This is a genomic window from Caulobacter sp. HJHS_5, assembly GCF_056683955.1.
The window spans coordinates 253654-269728 of the sequence record NZ_JBWZNC010000006.1 but is presented as its reverse complement, the minus strand read 5'-3'; the positions used below and the strand labels follow the sequence as shown (position 1 = coordinate 269728).

The 16075-nt window shown below is 68.9% G+C and carries 17 protein-coding genes; 5 read left to right on the top strand and 12 right to left on the bottom strand.

Annotated elements, in window-relative coordinates; translation table 11 throughout:
- Positions 1-7 precede the first annotated feature (7 nt).
- From ACFLIT_RS13530 to ACFLIT_RS13520, 3 genes are all read right to left on the bottom strand, one after another.
- Complete coding sequence (locus ACFLIT_RS13530; protein ID WP_479911775.1) at positions 8-862, bottom strand: CPBP family intramembrane glutamic endopeptidase; 855 nt, start codon at positions 860-862, stop codon at positions 8-10.
- An 87-nt stretch (positions 863-949) separates the two neighbouring features.
- Positions 950-1192, bottom strand: a complete 243-nt coding sequence (locus ACFLIT_RS13525; RefSeq protein ID WP_479911774.1) for a hypothetical protein — start codon at positions 1190-1192, stop codon at positions 950-952.
- Positions 1193-1261: 69 nt separating this feature from the next.
- On the bottom strand, positions 1262-2041 hold the full coding sequence (locus ACFLIT_RS13520) for a 3-keto-disaccharide hydrolase (protein WP_479911773.1): 780 nt from the start codon (positions 2039-2041) through the stop codon (positions 1262-1264).
- Positions 2042-2164: 123 nt separating this feature from the next.
- Here ACFLIT_RS13520 and denD point away from each other — a divergent pair, with 123 nt between their 5' ends.
- Positions 2165-3118: a D-erythronate dehydrogenase gene (denD, locus tag ACFLIT_RS13515; protein WP_479911772.1), complete on the top strand. Its 954-nt coding sequence runs from the start codon at positions 2165-2167 to the stop codon at positions 3116-3118.
- Here denD and otnC read toward each other — a convergent pair.
- Entirely contained in the window at positions 3115-3774 is a 660-nt protein-coding gene (gene otnC, locus ACFLIT_RS13510; protein WP_479911771.1) for a 3-oxo-tetronate 4-phosphate decarboxylase, read from the bottom strand. The genes denD and otnC overlap by 4 nt on opposite strands.
- A gap of 90 nt (positions 3775-3864) precedes the next feature.
- On the opposite strand from otnC, the gene ACFLIT_RS13505 reads away from it, so the two are divergent.
- Genes ACFLIT_RS13505 through otnK form a run of 4 tightly spaced genes read left to right on the top strand, consistent with a single transcriptional unit; the run spans position 3865 to position 8129 of the window.
- Positions 3865-5154, top strand: coding sequence for an MFS transporter (locus ACFLIT_RS13505; RefSeq protein ID WP_479911770.1), 1290 nt, complete (start codon positions 3865-3867; stop codon positions 5152-5154).
- 12 nt (positions 5155-5166) lie between these two features.
- The gene (gene ltnD, locus ACFLIT_RS13500) at positions 5167-6072 is read left to right on the top strand and encodes an L-threonate dehydrogenase (RefSeq protein WP_479911769.1); all 906 of its coding nucleotides are present in this window, start codon (positions 5167-5169) and stop codon (positions 6070-6072) included.
- A 3-nt stretch (positions 6073-6075) separates the two neighbouring features.
- Positions 6076-6855 carry a 2-oxo-tetronate isomerase gene (otnI, locus tag ACFLIT_RS13495; RefSeq protein ID WP_479911768.1) on the top strand — a complete coding sequence of 260 codons (780 nt, stop codon included), beginning with the start codon at positions 6076-6078 and terminating at the stop codon, positions 6853-6855.
- A complete protein-coding gene (otnK, locus tag ACFLIT_RS13490; protein WP_479911767.1) occupies positions 6852-8129 on the top strand; it encodes a 3-oxo-tetronate kinase in 1278 nt (425 codons plus the stop codon). Before otnI ends, otnK begins: the two co-directional genes overlap by 4 nt.
- Here the strand turns inward: otnK and ACFLIT_RS13485 are convergent.
- From ACFLIT_RS13485 to ACFLIT_RS13450, 8 genes are all read right to left on the bottom strand, one after another.
- Positions 8126-8449, bottom strand: coding sequence for a hypothetical protein (locus ACFLIT_RS13485; protein WP_479911766.1), 324 nt, complete (start codon positions 8447-8449; stop codon positions 8126-8128). The two genes, otnK and ACFLIT_RS13485, sit on opposite strands and share 4 nt — an antisense overlap.
- 73 nt (positions 8450-8522) lie before the next feature.
- Entirely contained in the window at positions 8523-9539 is a 1017-nt protein-coding gene (locus ACFLIT_RS13480; RefSeq protein ID WP_479911765.1) for a LacI family DNA-binding transcriptional regulator, read from the bottom strand.
- A gap of 21 nt (positions 9540-9560) precedes the next feature.
- Positions 9561-10229, bottom strand: coding sequence for a DAK2 domain-containing protein (locus ACFLIT_RS13475; RefSeq protein WP_479911764.1), 669 nt, complete (start codon positions 10227-10229; stop codon positions 9561-9563).
- Positions 10226-11230 (bottom strand): dihydroxyacetone kinase subunit DhaK, encoded by a 1005-nt coding sequence (locus ACFLIT_RS13470; RefSeq protein ID WP_479911763.1) that lies wholly within the window; start codon positions 11228-11230, stop codon positions 10226-10228. Before ACFLIT_RS13470 ends, ACFLIT_RS13475 begins: the two co-directional genes overlap by 4 nt.
- Positions 11231-11250: 20 nt before the next feature.
- Positions 11251-12270 carry an ABC transporter permease gene (locus ACFLIT_RS13465; RefSeq protein ID WP_479911762.1) on the bottom strand — a complete coding sequence of 340 codons (1020 nt, stop codon included), beginning with the start codon at positions 12268-12270 and terminating at the stop codon, positions 11251-11253.
- Positions 12270-13814: a sugar ABC transporter ATP-binding protein gene (locus ACFLIT_RS13460; RefSeq protein WP_479911761.1), complete on the bottom strand. Its 1545-nt coding sequence runs from the start codon at positions 13812-13814 to the stop codon at positions 12270-12272. The genes ACFLIT_RS13465 and ACFLIT_RS13460 overlap by 1 nt, the downstream gene beginning before the upstream one ends.
- A gap of 2 nt (positions 13815-13816) precedes the next feature.
- Positions 13817-14815, bottom strand: coding sequence for a substrate-binding domain-containing protein (locus tag ACFLIT_RS13455; RefSeq protein ID WP_479911760.1), 999 nt, complete (start codon positions 14813-14815; stop codon positions 13817-13819).
- A gap of 17 nt (positions 14816-14832) precedes the next feature.
- Entirely contained in the window at positions 14833-15870 is a 1038-nt protein-coding gene (locus ACFLIT_RS13450) for an ABC transporter permease (RefSeq protein ID WP_479911759.1), read from the bottom strand.
- Between the last annotated feature and the right edge of the window lie 205 nt (positions 15871-16075).

Sequence of the window (16075 nt, the reverse complement as noted above, 5' to 3'; positions counted from 1 at the left end):
AAGAATCTCAGGCCGAACGACGACGGTTCCAGACCTCGACGGCAGCCGCCGTGACCAGCGCCGCCAGCCAGACGGCGGCGGTATCCCACCACATCAGGCCCGGCGTGTTCTGCCGGATGAAGGCAGGGCTGCCGTTGAACACGTCCGTGGCCGAGACGACGATCAGGGCGCCGAAGAAATTGTTGATCAGATGCAGGCCCGCGCCCCAGGCGATGCCGCCGGTGCGGATGGCGATCAGCGCCAGGCCGGCGCCAAGGCCGGTCGCGGCCACGGCCTGCGGCAAGCCGTTGGGAATATGCACCGCGCCAAACACCAGGCCGCTGACCGCGGCGGTCGCCCACGGGTTCTTCAGCGCCAGAAGCAGCCCCTGGGTGACATAGCCCCGGAAAATGTACTCCTCCGCCAGGGTCTGCACGAACAGGCCGCCGAGCATCCAACCGGCGATGGCCAGCGACTTACGCCCGCCTTCGAACGAAAAGCCGGCGGGCGAGAGCGCGTAGTCGACCAGCGTCAGCACGACGAGGACGCCCGCCCACACCGCCACGCCCATCGCGTAATGCCGCCACGACCAACGCCCCAGCACATCGAGGGGCCGCTTGCGGTGGATCAGGACGATCACCGCGGCGAAGGCGGCCAGGATCAGGGCGAAGGTCAGCCCCGTGGATGCGAAGAACCGCGCTGGATCGGCCGGGGACATCAACGCCGCCTGCAGCGTCTCGGTGGTCATCACCTTGGTCTGGAGCAGCGCAATGCTGGTCGCGACGCCGACCACCATGACGATCAGCAAGGCGACAGGCGTGGCGATCAGATAGCGCCACCAGGCGTGCTTGCCGCGCCGGGCGTAGTCGAGAAAGGTTTCCACGGACAGCGCCCCAGGCTGAGGAAGAACGTCAGCGATTGAGCTACGCGGTAAGGCTTAAGCGAATCTGTCCGACGCCCTGGCGCCCCCTCAAACCAGGTTCAGGCCCAGCTTGGCCACGATCGTCGGCAGGAGGAACACATACTCGGCCAGCAAGATGGCGTAGAGCGAGCCGAGGACAGGCCGGCCATCCTTGAAATTGAACACGACGCCGGCGAGCAGCGGGCCGCTGATCGGGCCGATCAGGAAGAACGGCGCCAGGCGCGCGAAGCGCTTCATACGCGGGCGCGTCGAAAAATAATCTTCCAACTGCTGGCGGCGCTCGGCGAACATTAAGAAGCTCTTAACCGTCGCCGATGGGCTGGCAAGCGCCAGTTTTTCAGCGTGGTTAACGGTTCTCAATCACGGCAGTTCGGCCAGCTCGATGTTGCGGAACTCCACCTGATCGCTCTCCCCCTGCAGGGCGAAATAGGCGGGCTGGGCGGTCGCGTCCTGGCTGGTCAGCCAGGGATGCGGCTTGTCGACGTGAGGCTCGGCGAAGCTGTTCGCCAACTGGCCGTTCACATAGCTTTTGACCACGCCGTCGACCGCCTCGACCCGCAGCTTCACCCATTGGTCGCCGTCGAAGGTTTGGGAGGTCGCCCCGGCGTTCGAGGTGCAGTGCTCGGTCAGCGGCTTGCCGTCGACCTTGGCCGTGATGTCCACCATGCAGACGGCCAGGGTGGTGCGCGGCCCCTTCCCCAGTCCGCCGAGCAGCTGATTCTCCACCGAGATCGGCCAGGACTGATCGAGGGTCATGGTCTCCGGGGGCTGGGCGAACATCATCACGCCGCTGTTGCGGAGCGCCCATTCGGGGGCGCCCGGCGCCTGCTTGCCGGCGAAGCGGTATTCCAGCCGCAGCACGTAGTTCTTGAGCGGCTTCTTGTAGAAGACGTGCGCGTACTCGCCCTTGAACTGGTCGAAGCCGTCGAAGGTGATCTTCATCACCCCGTCCTTGGCGGTCCACATCCCGTGCGGGTTCGCGCCGAGCGGATAGTGGGTGACCTTGATCTCCCAGCCGTCCAACGTCCGGCCGTCGAAGATGCGGTGAAAACGCGGCTCGGCCGGCGTCGACACGCCGGCGCATCCGGCCAGCAGCAGGGCCGCGACCGGCAAACCAAAGGCGAAACGTTTGAACCGCATGGCTCTTGATCCCGTTCTTTTGGCCTGCCCCAACACTAAGCCGTCCACCAGGGAGGCGCCTACAGGCCCGCGACTTCGGGTAAAAGACGCCTCAAGCGTCTACTGATTCAGAGAGTTCGCATCATGAAGATCGTCATCACCGGGGGGGCCGGATTTCTCGGCCAGAAAGTCGCTCGACGCCTTTTGGAGCGCGGCGAACTCGACGGGCGGCGGATCGAGCGTCTGACGCTGGTCGATCAGGTCACGGCGCCTGAGACGGACGACGCCCGCGCTTCGGCCGTCGCCGCCGACATCGCCGACCCCAACGCCATGCGCGCCGTCATGGGCGACGGCGTCGATGTGGTCTTCCACCTTGCGGCCGTGGTCAGCGGCCAGGCCGAGGCCGACCTCGACCTCGGCATGCGCGTCAACCTCGACGCTTCGCGCCAGTTGCTCGATCTCTGTCGCGAGGCGGGAAACCGGCCGCGGGTGATCTTCACCAGCTCGGTGGCCGTCTACGGCGGCGTGACAGGCGCCGTCGGCGACGAGACACCCCTGCGTCCCCGCTCCTCCTACGGCGCGCAAAAGGCCATCGGCGAGTTGCTGCTGGGCGACTACAGCCGGCGCGGTCTGGTCGATGGGCGCATCCTGCGGCTGCCGACTATCAGCGTGCGACCGGGCGCGCCCAACAAGGCCGCCTCCTCCTTCGCCAGCGGCGTCATCCGCGAGCCGTTGAACGGCGTCGAAACGGTCTGCCCCGTGCCGCTGGACTTGCGCCTGTGGCTGCTCTCGCCCCGACAGGCCGTGGAGGCGATCCTGCACGGCGCCGAGCTCGACTCCGCCGCCCTGGGCGAAAACCGGGCGGTCAATCTGCCGGGCGTATCGGTCACCGTCGGCGAGATGATCACGGCCCTGACGACCGTGGGCGGTCCGGCGACCGCCAATCTGATCCGCCACGAGCCGGACCCCGCCGTGCAGGCCATCGTCGGCAGCTGGCCGGCGGCGTGGGATGCGCGCCGCGCCGAAACCCTGGGCTTCCAGGGCGATTCCGATTTCGAGAGCGTGATCCGCGCCTATGTGGCGGACGACCGGCCCTAGGAGCTGTGGCTGGGGTGGACGTCCTTCAGGCCGAACACCTTCACCAGCTCACGCACCTGTTCGGGGGACAGGGCGCGCGGGTTGAGGTTCCGCAGCAGCAGGAACAGCTTCGCCGTCTCCTCCAGTTCTTCCATGGCGAAGACCGCCGCCTCCAGGCTGTCGCCCGAAACCACGGGACCGTGGTTGGCCAGCAGCACGGCGGCGTACTTGCCGGCCAGTCCCCGGATCGCGCCCGCCACCGCCGGATCGCCCGGCCGGTAGTAGGGCAGCAGCGCCGTCGAGCCGCAGCGCATCAGGCCGTAGGGCGTCAGCGGCGGCAACGCCGCCTCGGGATCCAGCCCCGGCAGCATGCTGGCCGCCACGGCGTGGGTCGAATGCAGGTGGACCACGGCCTGGGCGCTTCCGCGCGTCTCGTAGACGGCGGTGTGCAGCGGAACTTCCTTGGTCGGCGGATCGCCGCTGACCAGGCGCCCCTCGGCGTCGAGCTTCGTGAGCCGCGCCGGGTCGAGAAACCCCAGGGACGCGTTGGTCGGGGTGACCAGCCAGCCCTCCTCGAACCGCACCGAGATGTTGCCCGACGAGCCCGGCGTCAGGCCGCGCTCGAACAGCGAGCGGCCGAACCGGCAGATATCCTCTCGCAGTTTCGCTTCGGTCATCACGCCCTCCCGGCAGTCGCGCGTTGGCGGCCGCGCGGATTCTGACTACCAAGAGCGTAAGCCGCATCAAAGCGGCGTTGGGGGAGAACCATGGCGGCCACGGAAGACAGCCCCGTCGCGGCGCGCGCGTATCGCAAGGCGTTCTGGCGGATCATGCCGTTCCTTATGCTCTGCTACGTGGTCGCCTACCTCGACCGCGTGAACATCGGCTTCGCCAAGCTGCAGATGCAAGACGAACTGGCGTTCAGCGAGACGGTGTTCGGCCTCGGCTCAGGCATCTTCTTCATCGGCTATTTCCTGTTCGAGGTGCCGAGCAACATCCTGCTGCACAAGCTGGGCGCCCGCATCTGGATCGCGCGGATCATGCTCACCTGGGGCGTGATCTCCGGCCTGTTCGTCTTCGTCTCCTCCGTGCCGGTGTTCTACCTCCTGCGCTTCCTCCTCGGCCTCGCGGAGGCCGGCTTCTATCCCGGCGTGATCCTTTATCTGACTGGCTGGTTCCCGGCCCACCACCGGGGACGCATCGTCACCGTCTTCATGTCGGCCATTCCGATCTCGGCGATCTTCGGCAACCCGCTGTCGGGCTGGATCATCGATGTCATGCACAAGGCCGGCGGCCTTTCCGGCTGGCAGTGGATGTTTCTCATCGAGGCGACGCCGGCGATCCTGCTCGGCATCGGCGTGTTTCTCTATCTCGACAACTCGATCCGCGGCGCCAAGTGGCTGACCGACGAGGAAAAGGACGCCCTGGAGGCCGGCGTCGCCGCCGAACACGCCGCCAAGACCACCGCCAGCCACAGCCTGGGCTCGGCCTTCGCCGACCGACGGGTGTGGCTGATGTGCCTGATCTACTTCTGTTTCACCCTGGGCCAGTATGGCATGACCTTCTGGATGCCGAGCCTGATCAAGGCCTCAGGCGTCGCCGGCGCCTTCGAGATCGGCCTGCTGAGCGCCATCCCCTACCTCTGCACCCTGGCGCTGATGATCTGGCTGGGACGCAGCGCCGACCGCCGGCGCGAGCGGCGCTGGCATCTGGTCGCGCCCGCCCTCATAGGCGCGATCGGCTTCGCGGTCTGCGCCACGAACCCCAGCACCCCCGTCGCCATCGCCGCCATGTGCCTGGCGGCCGCCGGGGCGATCAGCTGCTCGCCGCTGTTCTGGTCGCTGCCGACGGCGTTCCTCAGCGGGGCCGGCGCGGCGGCGGGCATCGCGGTGATCAATTCGGTGGGCAACCTCGCCGGCTTCACCGCCCCCTATCTGATCGGCTACGTGAAGGACGCGACCGGCAGCCCGGCCGCGGGCCTCGTCATCATCGCCGGCTTCCTGCTGTTCAGTTGCGCGGCGGTGCTGAGCGTGCCCGGAAAGCTGGTCAATCGCTAAGGGAGAAGACGCATGGCTGGACGGCACGTCGCGGTGATCGGCCTGGGCTCGATGGGCCTGGGCATGGCGGGCGCCCTGCTCGACGCGGGCCACTCGGTGGTCGGCTGCGACGTCTCGGCCGAGGCGGCCGCGCGACTGGTCGAACTCGGCGGCCATGCGACGGCGACGCCCGCCGAGGCGGCGGCGGGCGCCGCGGCGGTGATCTGCGTGGTGGTCAACGCCGCCCAGACCGAGGCCGTGCTGTTCGGCCCTGGCGGCGTGGCCGGAGCGATGCCGCCGGGATCGGTGTTCATCTCCTCGGCGACCATGAGCCCCGAGATCGCGCGCCGCCTGGGCGAACGCCTGGAGGTCACCGGCCGCTGCTACCTCGACGCCCCGATGAGCGGCGGTCCGGTGCGCGCCGCCGACGGCGAACTGACGCTGATGGCCTCGGGCTCGCCCGCCGCCTTCGAAGCCGCTCGCCCGTTCCTCGACGCGATGGCGGCCCGGGTCTACGAACTCGGCGACGCGCCCGGCGCCGGGGCGGCGTTCAAGATGATCAACCAACTGCTGGCCGGCGTGCATATCGCCGCCGCCTGCGAGGCCGTCGCCTTCGCCGCCCGCCAGGGCCTCGACCTCGACAAGGTCTATGAGGTGATCACCGCCTCGGCGGGGAACAGCTGGATGTTCGAGAACCGTGTGCCCCACATCCTGGCCGGCGACTACAGCCCGGCCAGCGCCGTCGAAATCTTCGTGAAAGACCTCGGTATCGTGCAGGACATGGCGCGCGGCGCCCGCTTCCCCGCCCCGCTCACCGCCGCCGCCCTGCAGATGTACTTGGCCGCCGCCGGGGCGGGCATGGGCGGCGACGACGATTCTTCGCTCGCCCGTGTCTACGCCCAGCTCTCCGGCGCCCAGCTTCCCAGTTCCAAGGTCTGATCCATGCCCGCGTTCGCCGCCAACCTGACCATGATGTTCGGGGAACACAGCTTCCTCGACCGCTTCGCCGCCGCCGCCGACGCGGGCTTCAAGGCCGTCGAGTTCCTGTTTCCCTATGAGCATTCGCCGGACGAGATCGCTCGCCGCCTGGCCGACAACGGCTTGGAGTTGGCGCTGTTCAACCTGCCGCCCGGCGACTGGGCGGCCGGTGAGCGCGGCCTCGCCGCCCTGCCGGACCGCTTCGACGAGCTGAAGGCCGGCGTCGCCGCCGCGCTGGCCTACGTCGCGGCCGCCGGCGCCAAGCGCGTGCACCTGATGGCCGGCATCGCCGACGCGGCCGATCCCGAGGCCCAGGCCAGCTACCGGCGCGGCGTGGCTCACACCGCCGAGCGCCTTGCGGACGCCGGCGTTGAGCTGATGCTGGAGCCGATCAACGGGCGTGACATGCCCGGCTATTTCCTCAACGATTTCAGGATCGCCGAGGCGGTCATCTCAGAGCTCGGCGCGGCCAATCTGAAGCTGCAGTTCGACATCTACCACCGGCAGATCATCCACGGCGACGTGACCATGGCTCTACGCCGCCTGGCGCCCATCGTCGGCCACGTGCAGGTGGCCAGCGTGCCCTCGCGCCACGAGCCGGAGGGCGAGGAGCTGAACTATCCCTTCCTGTTCGAGGAGCTGGACCGCCTGGGCTACGCCGGCTTCGTCGGCTGCGAGTACCGGCCCCGCGCCGGCACGGTCGAAGGCCTCGGCTGGCTGAAGCGCCTGGGACAAGCCGCGTGAGCGCGATCCAGCTCGGCTTCATCGCCGACGACTACACGGGCGCGTCGGACCTCGCCAACACCCTGACCCGCGCGGGCCTGCGCACGGTGCAGACCATCGGCACGCCCGCCGCCGACCTCGTGCTGCCCGAGGTCGACGCCGTGGTTCTATCGCTGAAGAGCCGCTCGATCCCGGCCGCCGAGGCCGTCGCCCTCTCCCGCGCCGCCGACGCCTGGCTGCGGGCGCGCGGCGCGCGGCACGTGATGTTCAAGGTCTGCTCGACCTTCGATTCCACCGACGCCGGCAACATCGGCCAGGTGATGGACGCCTTGCGCGCCGACGCCGGCCAGACCGCCCCCGCCCTGGTCACCCCCGCCTTCCCGCGCACCGGCCGCACCGTCTACCAGGGCAATCTCTTCGTCGGCTCGGTCCCGCTCAACGAGAGTCCGCTGAAGGACCATCCGCTCAACCCGATGCACGACGCCAACCTGGCGCGCGTGCTGTCCCGCCAGAGCGCAGCTGGCGTCGGCCTGATCACGCTCGCCGAGGTGGTCGCCGGCGCCGGCGCCGTGCGGGCGCGCCGCGCCGCCCTGGCCGCGGAAGGCTTCGGCGCCGCCATCGTCGACGCCGTGTTCGACGCCGACCTCGACCCCATCGGCGAGGCCGCCCTGGACGACGCCGTCTCGGTGGGCGCCTCCGGCCTCGGCCTCGGCCTCGCCAACGCCGTCCGGGCGCGCGGATGGGCCGGCGCCTCGGGCGCTTCGCGGGACGACGCCCCCGTCGGCGGCCTCGTGGCTTATCTGTCCGGCAGCTGTTCGCAGGCGACGCTCGGACAGGTCGCCGCCGCCGAGGCGACCGGAACCCCGACCCTGCGGCTCGACGCCCGCGCCCTGGCCTCTGGAAGCGATGAGGCCGCTCGCGCCGTCGCGTGGGCGGCTGAGCGCCTCGCGGCCGGGCCGGTGCTGATCGCCTCGACCAGTCCGCCGGAGACGGTGCGCGCCTTGCAGGCGGAGTTCGGCGGCGTCGCCGTCAGCCACGCCATCGAACAGGCCTTCGCGGCGATCGCCGAAGGCTTGGTGGCGCGCGGCGTGCGCCGTCTCGTCGTCGCCGGCGGCGAGACCTCGGGGGCCGTGGTCGACCGCCTCGCCCTGCCCGCCTTCCTGGTCGGGCCCGAGATCGCGGCCGGCGTGCCGGTGCTGCGCACGACCGACGCGGAGCCCATGCTGCTGGCGCTGAAATCGGGAAACTTCGGCGGTCCGGCGGTCTTCGCCGACGCCCTGGCCTTGATGGCCTAGCCGGCGTCGTCCGCCGCCGCCGGGCCGGCGCCCAGCAGGCCAGGGCCGTGCTGCAGCCAGGCGCGGCAGCCCTCATTGAACGAGGCCGAACCTTCGGCGCAGGCGGCTGCGTCGATCACCGGCACGCTGGCGGCCCAGCTGTAGCCCGCGCGGTGGTCGGTGCAGGCGGAGGTCCGGCAAAGGAAGCCGCCGAAGTTGGGCGGCGGGGCGTGGGCGGCGTCGGGCGCGGTAAGCACCCAGAGCGCGGCCACCCCCGCGAGCGGCGCCAGGACGTAGCCGACGACGATCCTGAACACCCGTCCCCAACGCACCGACGCCATCCCTCGTCCCGAGCTTTCCGCGAAAGCTATGCGACGGTTTCGAGAAGGTCCACTCCTCCGACCGAGACGCACATCACTCGCTGCGCGACGCCACGCTCTCTCGAACGATGAGTTGTGCGCCCACCATGACCTTGACCGGCCGCCAGGGTTCGGAAGCGCGAACCATGTCGTCGAGAACGCCGATCGCCAGATAACCGATCTGCTTCTTGGAGACGTCGATCGTCGTCAGGGGCGGGATCATGGCGCTGCTCATCGGCAGGTTATCGAACCCGACCAGCGAGATGTCTCTTGGGATCTCGAAGCCGTGTTCGCGCAGGGCCTTGATGCAGCCGTAGGTGATGATGTCGTTGGTGCAGACGAAGCACTCGGGCGCCTGCGGCCGGGTGGCCAGCCAGCGCGTCATGTCCCGGTAGGCGCCGTCGTGCGTCGAGTCGACGGTCACGAGGTCCGAGGGCGCGATCTCCAGGCCGTGCGCCTTCATCCCCTCGACGAAGGCCTCCGTCCGTAGCCGGAAGTTGACCGTCTCGACGTTACTCGAGACGAGGCCGATCCGTGAAAAGCCCATCTCGACGAAGTGCGCGATGATCTTGTCGACCGCGTCGCGGTTGTTCATGTTCACGAAATTGGCGTCGAGCCGGTCGAACCAGGTGTCGATGAACACCAGCGGCGCCTCGACACGGTCGAACAGCCTGATGTCGTCGGCATCCAACTCCGTGCCGAGCACGACCACCCCGCTCAGGCCGGCCGACAGCGACCCCACGATATCGGCGATCGGATCGCCTTCGAAGTTCACCACCTCCAGCTTGTAGCCACGCCGCATCGCCTCTTGCGACATGCCGTCGATGTAGTCGGCTATGAAGGTGTTGTGGTCGCGGTTCACGGTGTGGCCGTGCTTGGCGATCTTCAGGAACCGCAGAGGGCGCGAGCGCGGCTTCTGAACCTTCGCGTCCTTGATCGTGTAGTTGAGTTCGGCAGCCGTCTTGAAGACGCGCTCGCGGGTCTCCTCGGAGATGCCGCCCTTGCCGTTGAGCACCAGGGAGACGGTCGAGGCGGAAACCCCCGCCGCCGCCGCGATGTCCCTGACCGTCACAGACACCCCGCCGACCGCCCGTCAGGCCTGCGAAGGAACGCCGCCGCGGCGCACGAAGTCGCGCATGGCGTCGATCAGCAGCACGCCCACGGTGGCGCCGGCGTCCTCGAAGCCGAGGGTCTTCTCCTGAAAGGCGGCCGCCTTGCCGTGCTGCGCGATCATCGTCTTCGTGGCCTCCAGCCCGGCAGCGGCCGCGGCGGAGGCGCGGTCGAGCGCCTCGCCAAGGGCCGCCCCCTGCCCAGTGGACTGTTCAAGCGAGTCGGCGATGGGGAACAGCACGTCGACGATGGTCTTGTCCCCGACCTGCGCCTTGCCCCGCTCGGCGATGTTGTCGCGGAACGCCGCCCAGAACAGGTGCATCTCAATCGCGCCGATGGCATCCGCCGCCAGCAGCGCCTTGCCGCCGCGCATGATCCCGCCCGCCGCCAGGGTGCCCATGGTCGAGGGCGCGGCCTTGGCGAAGGCCATGCCGGCCAGTTGCAGGCTCTTGCCCACGCCCTCCGCCCCGGCGGCGTCCATCGCCTCGGACGCGGCCGCGAAGCCCTTGCTCATGGTGATGCCGAGATCGCTGTCGCCAAAGCGGCCGTCGAGCGCGATCAGCGCCTCGCGCCGGCTTTCGAACAGGCCGCGCAGTTCGCGAAACAGCGCCGTCAGATCTTCTCGGCCGATGCGCTCCAGCGGCGGGCTCACAGCTGCTCCTGCGCGTAGAACGGCGAATTGGCGGGCGCAGCGACCAGCCGCTTGAGCTCGGCGTCGAGCTTCAGCACCGAGATCGAAGCCCCAGCCATCTCCATCGAGGTGGCGAACTCGCCGACATAGACGTGGAACACGGCCACGCCGAGATCGCGCAGCATCGTCCAGACCTTGCGATAGAGGATGTAGAGTTCCTCCTGCGGCGTCGCGCCGAGACCGTTCATCAGCACCGCCACCTCGTCGCCCTTGGCCAGGCTCAGCTCCTGAACGATGGGCGTCAGCATCTCCTCGGCCACCTCGTCGGCGGGGCGCAGCGGACCGCGCCGGATGCCGGGTTCGCCATGGATGCCCATGCCGATCTCCATCTCGTCGTCGCCGATGGAGAAGGACGCGCGCCCCACCTCCGGCACGATGCAGCTGGTCAGGGCCACGCCCATGGTCCGGGTGTTGGCCTTGGCTTTCTCGGCCACACGCAGAACCTCGTCGAGCGACTGACCCTCGGCGGCGGCGGCCCCGGCCGCCTTGAAGATGAAGTGGATGCCCGCCACGCCGCGGCGCTTGTGCTCCTGCCCGACCGGGGACGAGGCGACGTCGTCGGCGCCCAGGACGGTCGCGGTGCGGATGTCCTCCATCTCGGCCATCTCGCCGGCCATGTCGAAGTTGAGGATATCGCCCGTGTAGTTGCCGTAGACGTAGAGCACGCCCGCGCCCCGATCGATCGCCTTGGTGACCTCCAGGATCTGCTCCGAGCTCGGCGACTGGAAGACGCCGCCCACGGCGGCGCCGTCGAGCAGGCCCTCGCCCACATAGCCCAGGAAGAGCGGCAGGTGGCCCGAGCCGCCGCCAGTGGCCAGACCGACCTTCCCCGCCTTCGGCCGCGCGGTGACCAGGCAGCGCGGATCGTCGGCGACCGGCTTCAGCTTGCCGGGATGGGCCGCGTAGATGCCTTCCAGCATCTCGTCGACGAAAGCCTCGGGCTTGTTCAGGAACTTCTTCATGGGGCTGGCTCCACAGAGGCTTAGGTCGACGACCGGCGGCGAGACAGCAGCGCGCCGGCGATGAGGATGAAGGTCCCGACCACCACGCGCTGCCAGGTGCTGGGCACGCCGGCCAGGATCAGGGTGTTGTTGACGACGGTGATCAGCACCACGCCCAGCAGGGTTCCGACCACAGAGCCGGAGCCGCCAGTGATCCGCGCGCCGCCCAGCACGACGGCGGCGATCACGTCGATCTCGGTTCCGACGAGGTCGGACGGGTTGGACAGGCGGTTGCTGCAGGTGTGGATGATGCCCGCCAGCCCGGCGAGCGCGCCCGCAAAGCCGAAGACGAACAGGTTGATGGTGCGCAGGTTGTAGCCGAGCCGCTCGGCGATGGCGCTCGAGCCGCCGGCCGCGAAGACGGCGCGCCCCAGCAGGGTATGGCGAAGGATCCAGGCGGTGATCACCGCCGCCACCGGCAGGATCAGGAAGAAGGCCGGCAGGATGATCGTCGCGCCCTGATCTGACACCGCGCTCGCCAGGGCGACCTTGCCGAAGCCGTCGAACTGCGGCGGCAACTGCTCGATCCAGACCGTGCCGATGAAGGTCAGCAGGAAGCCGCGATAGAGGTACTGGGCGCCGATGGTCACGATGAGAGACGGCACGCGCAGGACGTGGACCAGCAGCCCGTTGAGCAGGCCGAGCGCCAGGCCGATGCCGGTCGCCAGGGCGAAGGCCAGGATCAGCGGCATCCCCGGGAAAACGGCGACGGCCAGCTTGGTGACCGCGTACATCGCCAGGGCGGCGATGGCCGTGAACGAGACGTCGAGGCCGCCGGCGGCGAGCACCACCAGCACGCCGAGGGCGAACAGGCCGTTGACCACGCAGCTCCGGGCCAGGTCGTAGAAGGTCGCCGCCTGCCAGAAGCTCGGGTTCGAAATCCCGACGTAGGCGCAGAGCACGACCAGCAGGGCGAAGGTGAAAAGCTCGGGCCGGCGGGCGAAGGCGCGCCGCACATCGAACTTCGCGGCCGGGGCACGGGCGGCGTCGGACGCGCTCATCACGCCGCCTCCGTCGTCGCGGCGTCGGCCGTCATCACCGCGAAGATCGCCTCTTCGCTCGCGGCCGCGCCCTCGAACTCCGCCTCGATACGGCCCTGGCGCATGACCAGGATGCGGTCGCAGTTCTGCAGCAACTCGGGCAGGTCGTCGCTGATCATCAGCACCGAAAGTCCCCTCTCGGCCTCGGCCTGGATGATCCGATAGATCGCGTCCTTCGAGCCGATGTCGACCCCGACCGTCGGCCCGTGCAGCAGCAGCACCTTCGGCTTGTCGCTCAGCGCCCGGCCGATCAGCACGCGCTGCTGGTTGCCGCCGGACAGCGACTGGACGGGGGCGTCGAGGTCGGCGGCGGCGATCTTCAGGTCCGACGCCATGCCCTGCGCGAACGCCTTGGCCTTCGACCCGCTGACCACTCCCAGGGTGGACTTCACCTGGTCCAGCACCAGGGCCGCGAGGTTGGTGGCGATGGCCTTGTCGAGGAACAGCCCCTCGACCAGCCGGTCCTCCGGCACGTGGCCGATGCCCTTGGCGATGGCCTGCGCGGGGGTCGCCAAGCGGATGGGCGCGCCCTCCAGCATGATCGATCCGGACGTCGCCGGCCGCACGCCCGCCAGGGCCAGCACAAGGGCGTTGCGTCCGGAATCCAGCAGTCCGGTCACCCCGAGGATTTCGCCCCGGCGCAGGGTGAAGCTCACGTCGTCGAGTTGGTCCGCCAGCGTCAGCCCGGCGACCTGCAGCAGGGCTTCGCTTGAGGGCGCGCCGGTCCGATAACGGGTGTCTTCCAGCGCGCGCCCGGTCATCAGCTCGGCGAGCTGCGCCTTGGAATAGGTCTCGATCGGCCCCTGCGAGACGCACTGCCCGTCGCGGACGATGATCGCGTGCCCACCGATGGCGTAGCACTCGTCGAGCTTGTGAGTGACGAACAGCACGGCCACCCCCTCGGCCTGCAGCCGCCGGACCACGCCCACCAGGTTGTCGACCTCCCGCCGGGTCAGGGAGGTGGTCGGCTCGTCCATGATCACCAGCCGCGCCCGCGTGGCGACGGCCCGGGCGATGGCGATCAACTGCCGTGTCGCCAACGGCAGCTCGGCCACCGGGGTCGTCAGGAAGTCGTCGCGGGTCGGCAGGTCCACGGTTTCCAAGGCACGCCGCGCGGTCGACGCCAGCCGGCCGCCGTCGAGCCTGCGCCCCAAGCGGCCCTTCGACGCCACCAGTTGCTCGGTCAGGCCGATGTTCTCGGCGACCGTCATGTTCGGCATCAGCGAGAGGTCCTGGTAGACCGTCTCGATCCCCGCCTCCAAGGCGCCGATCGGATCGAGGCCTTTGCAGGCGCTGCCGGCGATCTCGATCTCGCCCGCGTCCGGCCGGTGCGCGCCAGCGATCACCTTGATCAGGGTGCTCTTGCCGCAGCCGTTCTCGCCCAGCAGATGGTAGACCTCGCCGGCCTCGATCGACAGGCTCACGCCCCGCAAGGCGCGCACGCCGCCGAACGATTTGACGACGTCGCGCACCCTCAGGAACGGCGGATCGGCGGCCGCGGTCATGGCTAGAACAGGTGGTCTTTGTAGGTCGACTTGTCGTCGATCACCATGGCGTCGCCCAGCACCAGCACGCCCTCCCCCGCTCCCTTGCGGATGGTTACGTGCTCATAGCCCTTCACGCCCAGGTCCATGCCGTCGGTCAGCGGCTTCTTCTGCACCAGCAGCTTGGCGATGGCGTTCATCGCCATGCCGGCGTCCTTCGGATCCCAGTAGCCGATGGCCTTCACCGCCCCGGATTCCAGATATTGCGCCGTGGCGTTGGGCAGGCCCGTGCCGACCACGCAGACCTTGTCCTGCAGGCCGGCGGCTTCGACCGCGCGGCCGATACCGATCACGTCGTTGCCGGCCGAACCCTGGAAGCCCCGGATGTCGGGATGCTTGCGAAGGATTTCCTTGGCCTTTTCGAACGTCTTGTTGGCGTCGTCGAAGCTCTCGTTCTTCTCGTCGACCAGCTGCATGTCCGGATATTTCTTGGCGTTGGCCGCCGCCGCGTCGACCCACTGGATGTGGGTGCGGCTGCCCAGCGAGCCGACGAAGCTGGTCCACTTGCCCTTGCCGCCCATGCACTGGGCCAGCTTCTCGTTCAGCGCCGCGCCATAGGCGGCGTTGTCGAAGGCCTCGACGTCGGCCTGGGTGTTCTTCTGGTTGTCGGCCTCGTGGGTGACCACGACGATGCCGCGCTCCCGCGCCCGCTTCAGCGCGCCCTCGACCACCGCCGGGTCCATGGGCACCACGGCCAGGGCGTCGACCTTCTTGGCGATCAGATCGTTGATGATCTTCAACTGCTGCGCGGCGTCGGAGGTCGACGGGCCGTACTGCGTGGCCGTCACGTCGGGGTTGGCGACCTGGAAGGCCTTCACCCCGGTCTCCATGCGGTTGAACCAGGGGATGCCGCCGATCTTCACCACAGTGGCGATGACCGGCTTGCCGGAAGCGGCGGGCTTGCACCCCCAGGCGACGCCCGCGACGGCGACGACGGCGGTGACGGCGACGATCCTCTTCATGTGGGTCTCCAGGGTTTTCACGGCTTGGCGGATGGAATTGAGGGGCGTGGCGGGCGGATAGAGGCGAGGACGCCCCGGACCAGATCGAAGCGGATCGCGGCCAGGAACAGGAGCAGCAGCAGCCCCCAGCCGAAGTCGCGGAAGAAATTCGAGAAGTTCAAGAAATTCAGCAGGCTGGACAGCAGCTGCAGGGCGATGGCGGAAAGGACGACGCAGGTCATCCGGCCGTAGCCGCCCTCCGGCTTCACCCCGGCCATGACCACGATCAGGATGGCGACCAGCAGGTAGGACTGCCCGTAGTCCCATTTCACATTGACGTTGCGCGCCGCGATGATGACCCCGGCCAGACCGGCCATCAGGCCCGAAAGGGTGTAGGCGCTCGCCAGCATCCGCGCCCTGGGGAAGCCGGCGAAGCGCGCCGCCGTGGCGTTGGTCCCCATCAGCATCAGTCGCACGCCGAAGGGGGTGAACTTCAGCATTGCTCCGACCAGCAGCGCGACCACCAGGAACACGGCGAAGGCGATCGGCACGCCGAGGATGCTGTCGTTGCCCAGGCTGAAAAGCAGGCCGGCGTCGCCCACGGTGACGGCCCGGGCGTCCGAGATCACCACGGCGACGCCGGTGAACAGCATCTGCGTGCCTAGCGTGCAGAGGATCGGCGCCAGGCCCAGCCGCGAGATCAGCAGGCCGTTGAACGCCCCGCCGACGACGCCCGCCAGGATGGTCACGGCCGCGAAGGCCAGGCTGAAGGCCAGCGGCGAAGTCTCGGGCGAGATCGCCGGCGCGACCAGGGTCGCCCCGACCACGCCCGCGAGGTTGGCCAAGGCGATGCCGGAAAGATCGATGCCGCCGTTGCCCGACGCCATCGCCACCATCACGCCGATGGCCAGCAGGCCGATCTCCGGCACCTGTCCCGCCATGGATTGCAGGTTGTCGAGGTCGACGAAGGCGCCGCCCGCGGCGACCGCGCCCACGGCGACCGCGCCCACGGCGAGCAGCGCCACGTTGATCGCCGTCAGAAATACGAGTTGCGGATCCGCCCTGCCGCTCGCCACGCCATCCACCCAAATTGATGTTTACTAAACATCTTAGTGTTTTTCTATTTTGTTGAACTGGACGTCCGGGTTGTCAACGCCAAAGATCCTTGCCGATGGAGGGAGCCCGGCCCCGCGGACGCATCCGGCCGGCCAAAAGCATGCTCCGCCAATCAACTCCGGCGGTAACGGCGGCTAGTACGACATCGACGGCCTGTCGGTTTCG